Source organism: Pseudomonas sp. SJZ078, assembly GCF_007828255.1.
Taxonomy (GTDB): domain Bacteria; phylum Pseudomonadota; class Gammaproteobacteria; order Pseudomonadales; family Pseudomonadaceae; genus Aquipseudomonas.
In genome coordinates, this window is record NZ_VIUG01000002.1 from 157,249 (window position 1) to 171,927 (window position 14,679).

Below are 14,679 nucleotides of genomic sequence, written 5' to 3' on the forward strand. Positions count from 1 at the left end.
AGCAGCAAAGCGACACAGCTCTTGTGGCGAGGGGATAAATCCCCTCGCCACAAGAAAGCGATGTTCAGTCGATCGACAGCTCGGTCACTGAACCTGATTGGCCGCCTGCGCTGCCTTGAGCAGATCCGCTCCGATCTCCTTTTCGAATGTCGTCCATACCGGTTTCATCTTTTCCCGCCAGGCGTTGCGCTGCTCCGGTGTGAGGGTAATGATCTGGGTGAGCTTGGTGTCCAAGACGTGCTGCTTATCCTGCTGGTTCAACCGCTCTGCCTCACCATTGGTATAGGTGGTCACCTCCACCACGATCTTGTCCAGTTCGGCGCGGATATCCGGTGGCAGGCCATTCCAGAAATCGGAAGTCGTGATCCACATGTAGTCGAGTGCGCCGTGGTTGGTTTCGGTGACGTACTTCTGCACTTCATACAGCTTCTGGTTGTAAAAGTTCGAATAAGGGTTTTCCGCCCCATTGACGACGCCTGCACGCAGAGCCTGATACGCCACTGAGAAAATCATCGGCTGCGCCTTGGCACCCACCGCCTTGAACTGTTCTTCCAGCACCGCGGAAGTCTGGATCCGGAAGATCAAGCCTCGGGCATCATCGGGTGTGCGCAGGGGCTTGTTGGCGGACAACTGCTTCATGCCGTTGTGCCAGTAGGCCAGGCCGGTGATGTTCTTGCTTTCCATGGACTTGAGCAGCTTCTGGCCCTCGGGGCTCACCTGGAAACGCTCCACCGCGGCCATGTCGTCAAACAGAAATGGCAAGTCGAACAACTGTACGGTCCTGGTGTACTGCTCGAACTTGGCCAATGATCGCGCAATCATCTGCACATCCCCCAGCAGCAGGGCTTCCATCTCCTTGTCATCGTTGTACAAGGTGGAATTGGGATACACCTCGACCTTCACCTTGCCCGCCAGCCGCTCATCCACCAGCTTCTTGAACATCAACGCGCCCTGGCCCTTGGGCGTCTGTTCGGCCACGACGTGGGAGAATTTGATCACGATGGGTTCTGCTGCCATGGCCGTGCCCAATGCACTGAACGCGAGGGTACAGACGAGCGCTTTCCAAAGAGGTGTGAACATTGCGAAGTTCCCTTTGCATCAATATTTATCGGGTGGGCTCATTCAACTCAGACCAACGGCGGTCAACTCCAGGTCCGGGAGAAAACCGCCGCGACTTCGGCAGAGCCGGTGGGCTAACTCATCCCCAACCAGTTCGGCAAGACCAGCGAGATCCACGGCACATAGGTAATCAGCACCAGGAACGCCAGCAGGATCATCAACCACGGCATGGCCGCGCGGATGGTGGCGGGCAGGGACATGCCGGTCACCGCCGAGGTCACGAAGAGGTTCAGGCCCACCGGCGGCGTAATCAAACCAATCTCCAGGTTCACCACCATGATAATGCCCAGGTGGATCGGGTCGATGCCCAGTTGCATGGCGATCGGGAACAGAATCGGTGCCAGGATCAGGATGATCGCCGATGGCTCCATGAACGCGCCGGCAACCAGCAGCACGATGTTCACCACCAGCAGGAACGTCACGGGGGTGAGCCCGGCATCGATCACCCATGCGGTGATCTGTTGGGGAAGTTGCTCGGTGGTCAGCACATGGGCGAAGAGCATGGCGTTGGCAATGATGAACATCAGCATGATGCTCAACTTGGCCGACTCCAGCAGTACCTTCGGCGTCTCACGGAACGTGAGGTCCTTGTAGACGAACAAGGCGATGAACGCCGAATACACCGCAGCCACCGCAGCCGCTTCGGTCGGAGTGAACATCCCCGAATAGATCCCGCCGAGGATGATGAGCATCAGCAGCAGACCCCACAGGGCCTTGCGCGCGGTGGACAGCCATTCGCGGAACGTCGCCCTAGGCAGGGCCGGCAGGTTCTTTTTCACCGCGACGATGTAGATCGCGACCATCAGCGCCAGGCCCAGCAGCAAACCAGGCACCACCCCGGCCATGAACAACTTGCCCACGGAGGTCTCGGTCGCGGCGGCATACACCACCATCACGATCGAGGGTGGAATCAGGATCCCCAGGGTCCCGGCGTTGCACACGATGCCGGCGCCGAACGATTGTGGATAACCCGAGCGCACCATGCCAGCAATGGCGATGGAGCCGACCGCCGCTACGGTCGCCGGGCTTGAGCCGGACAGCGCCGCAAACAGCATGCACGCCAGCACCGCGGCAATCGCCAAGCCGCCGCGAATGTGGCCGACGCAGGCGTTGGCGAAGTCGATCAGCCGTCGCGCCACGCCGCCGGTGGTCATGAACGCGCCGGCCAGCAGGAAGAACGGAATTGCCAGCAGTGTGTAGTGTTCAGACGTTTCGAACAGCTTGATCGCCAGGGATCGCACGGAGTCCGGGCTGAAGAAAATGATGGTCAGTGAGCCGGCCAACCCCAACGAAATGGCAATGGGCACACCGATGAACATCAGAATGAACAGTGCTGCAAACAGGAAGGCAATGGTCATGGCTTGTCTTCCTCGTGTTCGGTCAGTTTGATAGCTTCCGCCGCTTCATCGGCCAGGCCCAGGCCTGTCTGACGATTCCTCAGGATGCGCAGGAGGATTTCCGCGAAACGGATGAACACCAAGGCAAAACCCACCGGTACGATCAACCCGATATGCCATTGCATGATGCCGAATTGACCCAGGTCCTCGGCGCCGATCTGCGCGATCATCAACGTATTGATCCATTCATAGCTCGCCACGGCCAGCAGCCCGGCGTAGGTCAGGCAGAACAGGCAGGCGATCACCCCGATAAAGCGCTGCACCGGCTTGCTGGCCAGTTTCACCAGCGCGTCGACGCCGATATGCCCGGCGGTGCGCACGCCATACGACAAGCCGAAAAAGATCAGCCAGCCGAACAGCGCTTTGGTCAGCGAGCTGCTCCAGGTCATGGCCTGGGCCATATTCATGATGCCATCGCCAATGGCGGACGCCGGTTCACTGACGGCCGACCAGTTATCGCCGATGCTGTAGAAAACGCTGTAGAGATTGTTGAGCACCACATAGACGAAAGTAACCAACGTCATGGCGGCCAGAAGGAAGGCAATGAAACCTTCCTCGAAGTGTTCCCAGATGCGCCGAAAAGCGTTCATGGAGGACATCTCCTGCAGGGGGACGACAAGCCGGTGTTGCCAGAACGGCAGCACCGGCCAACCCATTACTGAGCCTTGTTGGAGGCTTCGGCCGCTTTGATCAGATCAGCACCGATGTCACCTTCGAACTTCTTCCACACCGGTTTCATCTTGTCGCGCCATTCGCCACGCTGCTCGGGTGTGAGCGTGATGATTTCGGTGGTTTTGGCATCGACGATTTTCTGCTTGGCATCCTGATTCAGTTGTTCGGCTTCTTTGTTTACCTGGGTGGTGACTTCCTTGATGATCTTGTCCAGTTCGGCACGGACATCGGGTTGCAGGCCGTTCCAGAACGTGGTGTTGGTGATCAGCATATAGTCGAGTACACCGTGGTTGGATTCGGTGATGTACTTCTGAACTTCATGCATTTTCTGGCTGTAGATGTTCGAGTACGGGTTTTCCGCACCATTGACCACGCCGGTCTGCAGGCCTTGGTACACCTCTGCGAAACTCATCTTGCGCGGGTTGGCGTTCACCGCCTTGAACTGTTCTTCCAGCACGGCGGACGCTTGCACCCGGAACTTCAGGCCACGGGCATCCTTGGGCTCGCGCAGCGGCTTGTTGGCCGACAGCTGCTTCATGCCGTTGTGCCAATAAGCCAGTCCGGTGATGTTCTTGCTTTCCATGGACTTGAGCAGCTTCTGCCCATCAGGGCTCAACTGGAATCGGTCCACGGCAGAAATGTCATCGAACAGGAACGGCAAGTCGAACAACTGCACGCTCTTGGTGTATTGCTCGAACTTGGCCAGCGATGGCGCAATCATCTGCACATCGCCCAGCAACAAGGCTTCCATCTCCTTACCGTCACCGAACAGCGAGGAGTTGGGGTAGACCTCCACCTTCACTTTGCCCGGGAGTCGTTCTTCCACCAGCTTCTTGAACATCAATGCGCCCTGGCCCTTGGGCGTTTGCTCGGCCACCACGTGGGAGAACTTGATGATGACCGGATCAGCCGCCATGGCCGTGCTCAATGCACTGAGGGCGAGGGTACAGACGAGGGCGTTCCAGATAGGTTTGAACATTGCGGGAGTACCTCTTTATTTTTGTATTTATCGTGCAGGCTCATTCAAAACCGAATGCACGTCGGGACAGTTGCAGTCTAGGCAGAAAACAATCTGCCGGGGGTTTTTGACGGTCGAAAAGGGCAGAATCGTCCGTATGGGGAACGTCTGAAGAGAGACCTCAAGGTCCCCAGCGGCCGAGTCGAGCCCCTTGTGACCGACACTGGGCCAAAGACCTCAGCCAACAACCGTAACGGGGGCAGGAAACCATAAACGAGGGGTAATGGCTACTGGCTTTCAATGGTGGCGACGGGACAGGATCGAGGTGCTGTGGCAGAGGTCCGTGCTTTGGTCGGACGGTAAAAAGGTCCTCTTCCGATCCTTGTGAGGTTCGCTCCAACTGCATCAGAATCCCATCCTCCCGCCTTTACTGGCCTGAAACGCTTTTCAACTCGAAGGATTTATGGATGATCGACTTCAACAACAAAGGCTTCTTCAAACTCAAGCAGAACGACGAATATGCCGAGCGTGTCACGGCGTTGCTGCTGGATGGTGAGCAGGTCATCGACGCCTACAAATCCATGCGTGACGGCGTGGTCTTCACCAACAAGCGCATCATCGCGGTGAACGTACAGGGCATCACCGGCAGCAAGAAAGACTTCACCTCCCTGCCTTACAAGAACATCGTGGCTTACTCGGTCGAAACGTCCGGCACCTTCGATCTGGACTCCGAGCTGGAGATCTACTTTTCGTCTCTGGGCAAGGTGAAGTTCGAGTTCACCGGCAAGACCGGGATCGTCGAGATCTCGAAGGTGATCTCCCGGCATCTCCTGGCTTGACCTCAGGGCGCCGCCGGAGGGAGGGGCGCCAGGAGTCGGTGTCTACCTCACTCGAAATCCGTCCCACCGGACTTCAGCACCAGTAACTGATAAACGCCGTTCTCCACGTCGATCCCATGGGTGTCATGGGTGAAGCCCGGAAAGGATCTGTCGAAGCTCTCCAGTGCTTTCAGATAAGCCAGCAAAGGTCCGTCCGCGGGGCCGGCGTTTTCCCCCGGCATCAACAAGGGGATGCCCGGTGGGTACGGCACGATGCCGGTGGCGGCGATGCGTCCCGCGGCGTCCTTCAGGGGCACCAGCTCGACATCGTTGCGCACCAGTTTTTCGTAGGCCTGCACCGGGCTGAACACGGCTGTGGGCAACGTGCCGAAAGCCTGGGCCATGGTCGAGGTGGTCTTGTTCTTTTTCATCGCGGTGAAGATTTCATCGGCCAAATCCTTGAGCCCCATGCCGGCGTAGCGCTGCTGATTGGCCACCAGCAGGTCCGGCAGGCACAGCTCCAGCTCGGTGTTTTCGTCATAGTCGCGCTTGAAGTCGAGCAGGGCGTTGACCAGGGTGCCCCATTTCCCTTTGGTGATGCCGATGGAGAACAGAAACAGGATGGTGAAGTCGGTGGTCTTCTCGACCACGATGCCCTGGTGTTCCAGGTAGGCCGTCAGGACGCAGGCCGGGATGCCGAAGTCGAGCAGGTTTCCATCGTCGCCCATGCCGGGGCTCAACACCGAGACCTTGATAGGGTCGAGCATGCAATAGCCGTCTTCGATGTCGCCGAAGCCGTGCCAGACCTCGTTCGGGTGCAGCACCCAGCAGCTCGGGTCCGTCTTGAGCAATACCGGGTCCACTGCATGGAACGGCATCTGGCTGGCGCCAACGCGCACTGACGGCGGCTGCCAGCAGGTGAAGAACCATTCCTGCTTGCTCGACATCTCGTTGTGCATGCGTGACAGGACCTGGCGAAACGCGACGGCCTCCTCGATGGATTCGCTGGTCAGGATCTGTCCGCTCGGTGCCTCCATCATGGCCGAGCTGACGTCGCAGGAGGCCATGATTGCGTAGTTGGGCGACGTCGAGGCGTGCATCATGAACGACTCGTTGAACCGCCCGTGTTCGATCGGGTTGCGGCCATTGCGCACATGAATCATCGAGGCCTGGGACAAGGCGGCAATCAGCTTGTGTGTCGACTGGGTGGCGAACACGGTCGGCTTCGAATCGTCGTGATCGTCGGGCTCGCCGTGCATGGCGAAGCGGTCGCGGTACAGCGGGTTGAAACGTGCATAGCCGTACCAGGCTTCGTCGAAATGCAGGCGGTCGACGCTTTGCCCGAGCAATTCTTCTACGCGGGTGACGTTGTAGGTCAAGCCGTCGTAGGTGGAATTGGTGATGATCGCGTGCACCGGTGTCGGGTCGATGCCTTTCTTGACCAGCGGGTTATTCGCGATGGCGGCTTTGACCCCTTCGGCGCTCAAGGTTTGCGGCAGGATCGGACCGATGATGCCGTAGCGGTTGCGGGTGGGGACCAGATAGGTGGGCAGCGCGCCCGACAGGGTCATCGCATGTTCGGCCGATTTGTGGCAATTGCGGTCGCAGAGGGCGATCTGGTTGCGCGTGACGCTGGCCATGAGGATCACGCGGTTGGACATCGAGGATCCATTGGTGACGTAGTACGTGCGATGGGCGCCGAACACCTTGGCCGCATAGCGTTCACCCTGGCCGATGGGGCCGCTGTGATCCAGCAGTGAACCCAGCTCCCCGACAGAGATGGACAGGTCGGAACGCAGCAGGTTTTCTCCGAAGAACTCGTAAAACGCCCGACCTGCGGTGCTTTTGAGAAACGCCGTGCCACCCGCATGGCCGGGGGTGTGCCAGGAGTATTCGTAGGAACTGGCAAACCTGACCAGCGCACCGAACATGGGGGGCAGGGAGGCTTTGCGGTAGCGCTCGATGGCCGCCAGAATGCGACCGCTGAGGAAGCGGCTGGTGTCCTCCGGCAGCCAGATGAAGTCATCGGCGTACTGCATGACCACCAGGGGAATACTGGAGGCGGTACTTCGGTCGCTGATCAGGAAGACCGGTACCCGGGTGTTGCGTTCACGCAGGTTGGTCAGCAGCTTGATGCATTCCTCGTGGCCCTCGCTGTCGTCCATTTCCCAACTGAGCAGGACACATTGAATGGCCGGGTCCGAATTCAGGATCGACGTGGCGTCGCTCAGGGATTCCGACACCAGCATGCTGATGGCCCGCTGCTCCACGTCGCTGATCAGTTGAAGCAGGGCTCGACCGAAGACCGTGCGTTTATCCGGCGGGCTGCTGACCAGTAGGGTGAGCATCCCGAGCGTGTGCTTGTTTTCCGTCATGGCAGAGCCCCCGGAGTGGCTTTATTCAAGTGGTTCACCGGTACTGGCTCGCCTTTGAGATGCTGGGCGCTGACCACTGCGCCGGGTATCAACGCTTGTTTGCCGAGTGAGCGACATCCCTGCCCCATTCAATGCGTGGTAAAGACTTAGCTATAGCTGAAGATAGGGATGTCGCAAGGCTTGCCCTGGCGCGTTCCGATGGTTGTCGAGCCGAAAAACCTTACAGATCACGCCAATTTCAGTGGTCCGGAAACTCAGGCAAATAACAAGCCGGCGAACTCATCTCTCCCCGTTTCTCCAGCTCATCCTCCAGCCATTCGGCCAGCACCACGGCATTGTTTTCGCTGGTCGAGTGGGCGGCGTAAACCAGGGTGAGGTTGCCGTTGCAGGCGGTGTCGACCAGCTCCCACCAATGCTGCGGTTGCGCGCCCAGTGCCTGGCGATAGGCCGCTTTGAACTGATCAAAGGTCATCGCACCGCTCTTGAATGCCTTGCGCAGTTCAGGAGACGGCGCCACGTCCTGGAGCCATGCGTCGATGATCAATTTATCCTTGCGACAATTGCGCGGCCACAGGCGGTCGACCAGCACGCGCCGACCATCGTCGGGGGCGGGTGCTTCGTAGGCGCGTTTGCATTGGATCATGACGGCCGGCCTCTCGAGGGGATTGGATCAGCATAGGCCTTGGCGGCTGGGTTATCACGGGACAGTTCAAGCGTAGAGGTGTTGAATGTTCGGACGCCATCGCGAGCAGGCTCGCTCCCACAGGTCCGGCGTCGTACTTCAATACTGCATATACCGCAGAGTTTCTGTGGGAGCGGGCTTGCTCGCGAAAGCGTGGGGCCACCCAACGAGGTTCCGTGGCGTCACTGAACATCCAGCAGAGGCTGCAACCGTGGCATCGTCGCCACAAATCCCATCTGCTGCGCTGCGCGTTGAATCCCTTTCAACGACTCCTCCTTCGTTCGATCGCCCCGCAACCATTGGCTCGCCACATCGATCAGCCGCACATGATGACTGACCCACGCGCACGACGCGGACTCAGGCAGTACCGCCATCTGTTGCCCATGCCGGATTGCCTGTTCGATGTTCCCCGCCAGCAGGCAGGCTTCAGCGGCGGCCACGCGAAAGCGCAGGGTGTTGTGGGCGAGGCAGGCTTGGGTGAGTTGAGTTTCGCCTTTCAATAGCGCCTGGTCACTGAGTTGCGGATCGTCGACCATCATTGCCAGGCTGCCGTAGATCCAGGGGCCGATATAACGGTGCAAATCGAAGCGTTCAACCAGGTTTGCCGCGTCCATGATCAACGTCTGCGCCTGCTTGCGTTCACCCTGGTGCAGGGCTACCCGTGCCAGCCCTTCCAGCAGGATCGCTTCGAAACGGCTGGCGCCCAGGTTGCGCGCCAGTTCAAGGGCGCAGGTCAGTTGCTGCTCTGCCGATGCCTGCTGAGCACTTGCTGCCAGCACCCAGGAGGCGGTCAGGCGCGAGAACACTTCCGCCCGATGGTTGCCGATCCGGCGACTGTATTCGATGGCATCCGTGGCGTCGCGCAACGCCAGGTGCGGCTGGCCCAGGTAGAATTGCGCCGAGCCGCGGGCACTGCGATTGCCTGCTTCCACGTCCACCAACCCATGCCGCTCGCACAGGCGCACGCATTGGTCGAAGACTTCGTAGGCAGTCTGCATGTTCCCTTGGGCGTAGTAGGAGTCACCGATCCCGCTCAAGGCCTTTGCCTCGGTTTCCAGATCCCGACCGATCCTCGCAAAGGAGAGTGCCTCTTCGTGCAAGCGACGACATTCGACATAGTCTCCGCGCGGAAAGTAGATGTTGCCGTGCAACTGATGCAGCCGGGCCAGTGCGGTGTGGGCGCGCAGGGCCTGGGCGACGGGGAGCATGTCTTCGATCAGGCGTTCTTCTTCGTCCAGGCAATCGAGAGTATTGAGGACCGCCGCCAGCCCGAGCGCCGCCTCGATCCGGTCCTGCGGCTGTTGCGCCAATGCCAGCGCCCGCTGGAAATGTTCCCGTGCCTGTGCCGTCTGGCCCAGACCCGAACAGGCCTGGCCGCACAGCAACGCAAGGGTAAAACTGCCCTGGGAGCGCTCGCCGAACACTGCGCATTGGTGTGCCAGCGCGAGTACGCTGTCGTACTGACAGGCAAGGCGTTTTTCGTCCATGGCCGCCAGCAGCGCATCGAACGCTGCCGGGTCTTTGGCCCGCAGCAGATGCTGGGCATGGAGCACCCGGTCGCGCTCACGGTAGAGCTTCGCCACCGTCCGGTGCAACTGTTCACGCAGCACGTCGGGGATCGCGTCGTAAAGGCAATGCATGACCAGGTCATGGACGAACAGGTAGCTTCCCGGCTCGACTTCGCGTAACAGCCCCTGGCGCATGTCCGCCGTCGGTAAATAATCAGGCTGCCCAAGAGCCTCGCGCCAGAGCGTCAGTTCGAAGCGATTGCCCAGCACCGCGGCGTAGTGCAGGGCGTGACGCTGGTGCGAGGCCAGCTTGTCAAAACGGGTCTGTATCAGGTGTCGCAGGCTATCGGGAAAAGTACCTTCCTGACTCGCCAGCAACTGCGTCAGGTACAGCGGGTTGCCTTGGGCCCGGATGACGCAATCGGCGCGGTAATGCGGGTCGACATCAATGAACTGAGCGGCCAGGGCGGAGGCCTCCCGTGCGCGGATCGGCGCGATGTCGAGCACACTCATGGGTGTGTTCGCGTGAGCACGGATTGAGTTTTCCAGCGGATCGCCTTCTGGTCGGGACGTCAGCAGCCAGACGATGGGCGCCTCGTCCGTGGCATCGAGCAGCTTGCCCAGTAGCGTAAACAATGGAGCGTCGCCCCAGTGCAGGTCCTCCAGGCCGATCAGCAAGGGCTGTTGCACCGCGATTCGTCGCAACACCTCGACCAAGGCCAGCAGCAGGCCCTGAGTGCGGGCCGGGCTGCTCATCGCTGCATACAAAGCGGGCGGCTCGGCGGATGAAACAGCCGTCAGGACCTGAAGGAACATCCAATGTTCAGGCGCCACTTTCAGGCGGGACAACCCGGCCTCCAGCTGCGCAGCATTGATCGACGTAGTGCCAGCGACACCCAACAAGCTGCCCACCAACTGCCCCAACGGCCAGAGGCTGTTGTCCATGCCGAAGTCCAGCACATCGGCACGGTGACAAGCGAAACCGCTTTGCCGGGCGATGTCGAAAAACTCGCTGACCAGCCGTGTCTTGCCGATGCCCGCCATGCCGCGCACATAGACCACATGGCCGTCCTGGCACTCGTGGGTGGCCTCGATCACGCCCTTGAACTGCAGCAACTCAATGGCCCGTCCCACCAACGGTCGGGGGGCGTTTTCGTCGAGGTTGCGCAGACGCCGACACTTTCGATAGGTGGGAAAAGCCTCGTCGGTGGGGGAGAACTCGAAGCGCGAAGCGAGTTGTTCAAGCAGGCTCTGTGCGACATACACCGGAGCGTGACCGTGGTGGTCCGACAGCGGTTGTCGCGCAAGCAGGATTGCATCGCCTTCCGGCATCGCCACTTCGTTGCCCAGGCGCACCAGCCGCAGCAACAAGGCGTGCCCCGGCTTCACGAATTGCTCCCGGCTCAGCGCCAACGCACACAACAGGCCACGTTCGCTGTCGCTGCGATAGGCGTGGGGTGAGCCGAACCGGGCGATGATGACATCCTGGGCGATGACGGAGACTGCGCCGCCGAACTGCCGGACCAGGCGTTCGATGTCATGCGCCAATACATCGGGCAACCCCCCGATGGCAAAAGAAAGTTCCAGCACATAGCGGATGACCGCGTCGTCGGCTTGTTTCAGCGTCTGTTGTGCCAGGGTCTTCTCATGCAACTGGGTGACCGATTGCTCTATCTCCACCAGCATCGTTGACATGGCTGCGCCCAACAACGCACTCACGTCGACATCGAAGGCCGTCGCCAGGTGACGGGCCGTGCGGTAGAGCACCGGTTTGCCGGTTTCGGCGCGTTTGATGGAGGCGATAGACACGCACAGGTGCCGGTTCAGGCAGGCTTCGGCCAGGGTTTCCTGGCTCAGGCCATGTTGTTTGCGCAAGCCTTTCAATAGCCCGGCGTCCAGCAGTACGCGGCCATCGGACACCGAAGCATCGCGCTTGGGGAGGGCAGGGAGCACGCGGTATCTGGAGTCCATGTCGATCGCCAGGGGAAGTCAACGGCAGACGCCCGAGTCTACTCCTCTGCATCCGCGACGTTAACGAAAAGATGGCATTTTGCCTGATACCAAACTGATACCGGACTGACACCACGCTGGACTGTCGGCTCGGCAGCGGTCTCCTGATACTGAATCCCGTCAATTGGCATCAGTTGATACCACCTGAGCGATGGGAGAAAGCGATGAACGAAGGCATTCAAGGCAGCACAAATGATCTGCGTGATATCGGCGGCTCGCAATTACTGGGGCGCGGCCTGAATCGGCTCGACTGGGCCGGCGACAGGAAGGAATGTCAAAAGGTCGGTGATACCGAGTCGGGTAAGCGGGCCGTGCCGTACAAGGCCACGTCTTATAACGTGGGTCAGCACGTCACCATGAGCACGGTGGTCTCCCAGGACAACTCCACGGTCGAGACGTTCTCTTCCCGCGACGATTATGAAAGCCATACCCAATCGAGCGTCGAGGGGGCTGGTAAATACGGTGCCTTTGCCGCGGGTTTCAAAGTCACGTTCGGCAGTGACATCAAAACCTTCGAGGAGCGTGAGGCTGCGCTTTACAGCCACACGGCACGGCTGTGGAAACTGACGCTTGCGGTCGACCCCGCCAACGCCACCGAAGTCTTCAAGGAGCGGGTCAAGGCACTGCCCAAGGCTTTCGACGAGGACAATCCGCAGCCATTCTTCGACTTCTTCCTCGCTTTCGGTGTCGATATCGTCAGTGAGGTCACCGTCGGCGGCTCGCTGAACTACGCGATGACCGCGCTCAAGAGCTATCTCAGCCAGACCAACACCCTCGATGCGATGGTCAAGGCCGAGTACGGCGCTTTCGTCAGCGGCAGCGCCTCGACCTCGATTTCGGAAACGGTCAAGAAAAACCTGGCCCATCGCAAGGCCAACCTGACCACGCGGGGTGGCACCCATTCGATCAACTTCAACTCGATGGAGCCCAATAACTGTAATGCGGATTTCAGCAAGTGGCGCGAGTCGCTGGCCGACGATCCCGCGATTGTGGAATTGACCCTTTCGCCGGTCTATTACTTCATCGACAGTGGCGCAACCCGCACGGCAGTGGAGCAGGCCTACCAGTGGTACACCAGCTACAAGGCGGAAATCAAAGCGGACTGGCAGGAGTCGACGATTGTTCTCGGCCGCTCCAATCGGCTCAAGGCATCTGTCGCGGCGGCAACCGGCCCAGCCCTGCGGCTAGTGTTCGTCGACAACAAGAGCAAGGAAACCCACGAAACCTTTCACACCCCGCCGGCTGCGGACGCCTCCAGCGAAGACTTTGAACAGTTCTGGGATGCGCTGGCCTCACTGGTGAAGCAAAAAGGCGGGCACAAGCTATTGATGGCCACTGAGCGCTGGCCTCGCGACAAGCGTTACTACCCGGGGCGCCGTATGCGTGAGGCGCTGTTGCTGAATGGTGCCAGCGAGAAGGCGCTCCAGCGTTGGGAAGCGTTGACCAAGCACATGGTGCCAAACCCATTGGCTGGACTCACTTATGTGCTGGCGGGCAACGACCTGGAAACGCCGGGCGTCGACGGGCTCATCGCCGGCTTCGGCCAGGCGGGCAAAGACCTCAACCCAACGGTGAAAGTCTCGGCGCGCCTGTGTCATGACTCGTTCGGCAGGGTCAAGGTGGTGCAGACGGAAAAGACCCAGGAAGACCCGTGCACCTTGCTGTATATCGTGCGCAACAACACCGACTCCAAACCGGCCCTGGCGACTGACCCGCAGAACAAGACCCGTATCGCCATGCAAACCCCGGACAGGCACAACCTGGGGCAGTACTGGTACATGCCCGAGCTGGAAAAACCCTATCCGGAAATCAACCACCCGGTGCTGCTGATCAACTACGAGACGGGGACCTGTCTGCAAGGCATGCATGATCAGAACGACTGCCGGCTCAAACCCATCGAGCCGGGTCGCCAGCAAGACGATGTGATCTGGGATCGGCGTGGCGACGACGTGTTCCATCTATTGCTGGTGCACTACTGGATGAACGCCATGTGCCTGACCCAAGTCGAAAAGCGCGCCGCCGTCCGGCCATGGCGTCTGCCCCACGGCATGGACTGGTTCCGCGAAGTACATCGTCCGTATAGTTGATAACCAACAGACAGACCCGGCTGTCCGGCCGGGTCTCCCGTGCTTTCTTGCGTGAGTGGTCCCTGACGATGCAAGTCTTCAACAGTGTTTCTTTTATCGACGAGGGCGTGGAAGTAGCGCTCGATCCGCGAACCTCTCCTTATCTGTTCAACGACCATGGCCTGGCCCAGCCCAGTGCCTGTGTGCGCGGCAAGCTGATCTCCCTGACACCTGAAAACCCCGACCTGCTGCTGGGGGCTCGCTATTCCGGCATCACCTGGTGGGACCGTGAAGTGCCGACGAGCACCGGCTCCTATCGGATCAAGCAATTCGACTTCCATGCCAAGGAAGTACGCTACGAGCCCATTTGGGCCACGAAGGAAACGGCACAAGCCTTCGGCATGACCCTGCTCGCCAATGGCGAATGCCTGCGCTTCGAGTACGACCAGTTGATCCTGGGCCAATACACCTACGGCAAATGGGCCGGCCATCAATCCCCGTATCTGGGGCCGGAGCGCATGCGTGAACTGCTGACCTACAACCCCACCGACCTCGAATACCACAACTTCCCCCACGCCTTCTTCTCTCGCTACGGGCGCCTGCCACTGGTCATCAGCGTCGCACGCTGGCGGCCTGCGGCACGGGAGATCTACCTGGCCGATCTGTGGCTACGCCCCGGCGACGCGCTGGTCCTGCCGCCCAAACACTACCCCGACATCCCATCCAGCGACGCCGGCGGCCTGGAGAACTGGCCGGTGGTGGTGGACATGCATGGCAATAGGAACTCGGCCTTGGCTTGCTGGTTTGGAGGGCAGGATTGCCTGCTCACGGAAACGGTACTGGCGAATTCGGCATTGATGAGGTCCCCGGCGGGGAGGCCGCATTATCACGAAGAGAAGACGGCGACGCGGCATGAGATGCCAGTGGGTTATCAGGCGTAAAGAGGTCAGGCACGACGCCCTGTGGGAGCGGGCTTGCTCCGGGCGGCGATCCGACGAAGGCGGCCTGTCAATTACCCGATACCAACAGTTGCCGCACAGCCACTTCCCCCGGCTGGACGTCCCGAATTCCCCT

General features: G+C 60.0%; 10 protein-coding genes. 3 read left to right on the top strand and 7 right to left on the bottom strand.

What is annotated here, in order from left to right; all coding sequences use genetic code 11:
- Positions 1–84: 84 nt before the first annotated feature.
- The 4 genes from FBY02_RS02620 to dctP all read right to left on the bottom strand — a co-directional run bounded on the left by FBY02_RS02620 (position 85) and on the right by dctP (position 4,167).
- Positions 85–1,080, bottom strand: coding sequence for a TRAP transporter substrate-binding protein (locus tag FBY02_RS02620; RefSeq protein ID WP_144923011.1), 996 nt, complete (start codon positions 1,078–1,080; stop codon positions 85–87).
- Positions 1,081–1,193: 113 nt separating this feature from the next.
- A complete protein-coding gene (gene dctM, locus FBY02_RS02625) occupies positions 1,194–2,477 on the bottom strand; it encodes a C4-dicarboxylate TRAP transporter large permease protein DctM (protein ID WP_144923014.1) in 1,284 nt (427 codons plus the stop codon).
- Positions 2,474–3,106: a TRAP transporter small permease gene (locus tag FBY02_RS02630; RefSeq protein WP_144923017.1), complete on the bottom strand. Its 633-nt coding sequence runs from the start codon at positions 3,104–3,106 to the stop codon at positions 2,474–2,476. The genes dctM and FBY02_RS02630 overlap by 4 nt, the downstream gene beginning before the upstream one ends.
- A gap of 65 nt (positions 3,107–3,171) precedes the next feature.
- Entirely contained in the window at positions 3,172–4,167 is a 996-nt protein-coding gene (gene dctP, locus FBY02_RS02635; protein WP_144923020.1) for a C4-dicarboxylate TRAP substrate-binding protein DctP, read from the bottom strand.
- Positions 4,168–4,613: 446 nt separating this feature from the next.
- Between dctP and FBY02_RS02640 the strand changes: the two genes are divergently transcribed.
- Positions 4,614–4,985, top strand: a complete 372-nt coding sequence (locus FBY02_RS02640; protein ID WP_039592153.1) for a PH domain-containing protein — start codon at positions 4,614–4,616, stop codon at positions 4,983–4,985.
- 47 nt (positions 4,986–5,032) lie between these two features.
- Here the strand turns inward: FBY02_RS02640 and FBY02_RS02645 are convergent, their stop codons facing one another.
- The 3 genes from FBY02_RS02645 to FBY02_RS02655 form a co-directional block, all read right to left on the bottom strand.
- Complete coding sequence (locus FBY02_RS02645) at positions 5,033–7,339, bottom strand: Orn/Lys/Arg decarboxylase N-terminal domain-containing protein (protein ID WP_144923023.1); 2,307 nt, start codon at positions 7,337–7,339, stop codon at positions 5,033–5,035.
- 238 nt (positions 7,340–7,577) lie between these two features.
- Positions 7,578–7,982, bottom strand: a complete 405-nt coding sequence (locus tag FBY02_RS02650) for a DUF488 domain-containing protein (RefSeq protein WP_144923026.1) — start codon at positions 7,980–7,982, stop codon at positions 7,578–7,580.
- A 221-nt stretch (positions 7,983–8,203) separates the two neighbouring features.
- The gene (locus FBY02_RS02655; protein ID WP_144923029.1) at positions 8,204–11,500 is read right to left on the bottom strand and encodes a tetratricopeptide repeat protein; all 3,297 of its coding nucleotides are present in this window, start codon (positions 11,498–11,500) and stop codon (positions 8,204–8,206) included.
- Positions 11,501–11,703: 203 nt separating this feature from the next.
- Here FBY02_RS02655 and FBY02_RS02660 point away from each other — a divergent pair, with 203 nt between their 5' ends.
- Positions 11,704–13,626 carry an MAC/perforin domain-containing protein gene (locus tag FBY02_RS02660; protein WP_144923033.1) on the top strand — a complete coding sequence of 641 codons (1,923 nt, stop codon included), beginning with the start codon at positions 11,704–11,706 and terminating at the stop codon, positions 13,624–13,626.
- Between the two features lie 68 nt (positions 13,627–13,694).
- Entirely contained in the window at positions 13,695–14,546 is an 852-nt protein-coding gene (locus tag FBY02_RS02665) for a hypothetical protein (protein WP_144923036.1), read from the top strand.
- The last annotated feature ends 133 nt before the right edge of the window (positions 14,547–14,679 follow it).

Coding starts and splice junctions, on each gene's coding strand:
- dctP (WP_144923020.1), bottom strand. CDS start 4,167: ATGTTCAAACCTATCTGGAACGCCCTCGTCTGTACCCTCGCCCTCAGT.
- FBY02_RS02620 (WP_144923011.1), bottom strand. CDS start 1,080: ATGTTCACACCTCTTTGGAAAGCGCTCGTCTGTACCCTCGCGTTCAGT.
- FBY02_RS02665 (WP_144923036.1), top strand. CDS start 13,695: ATGCAAGTCTTCAACAGTGTTTCTTTTATCGACGAGGGCGTGGAAGTA.
- FBY02_RS02630 (WP_144923017.1), bottom strand. CDS start 3,106: ATGAACGCTTTTCGGCGCATCTGGGAACACTTCGAGGAAGGTTTCATT.
- dctM (WP_144923014.1), bottom strand. CDS start 2,477: ATGACCATTGCCTTCCTGTTTGCAGCACTGTTCATTCTGATGTTCATC.
- FBY02_RS02640 (WP_039592153.1), top strand. CDS start 4,614: ATGATCGACTTCAACAACAAAGGCTTCTTCAAACTCAAGCAGAACGAC.
- FBY02_RS02650 (WP_144923026.1), bottom strand. CDS start 7,982: ATGATCCAATGCAAACGCGCCTACGAAGCACCCGCCCCCGACGATGGT.
- FBY02_RS02660 (WP_144923033.1), top strand. CDS start 11,704: ATGAACGAAGGCATTCAAGGCAGCACAAATGATCTGCGTGATATCGGC.
- FBY02_RS02645 (WP_144923023.1), bottom strand. CDS start 7,339: ATGACGGAAAACAAGCACACGCTCGGGATGCTCACCCTACTGGTCAGC.
- FBY02_RS02655 (WP_144923029.1), bottom strand. CDS start 11,500: ATGGACTCCAGATACCGCGTGCTCCCTGCCCTCCCCAAGCGCGATGCT.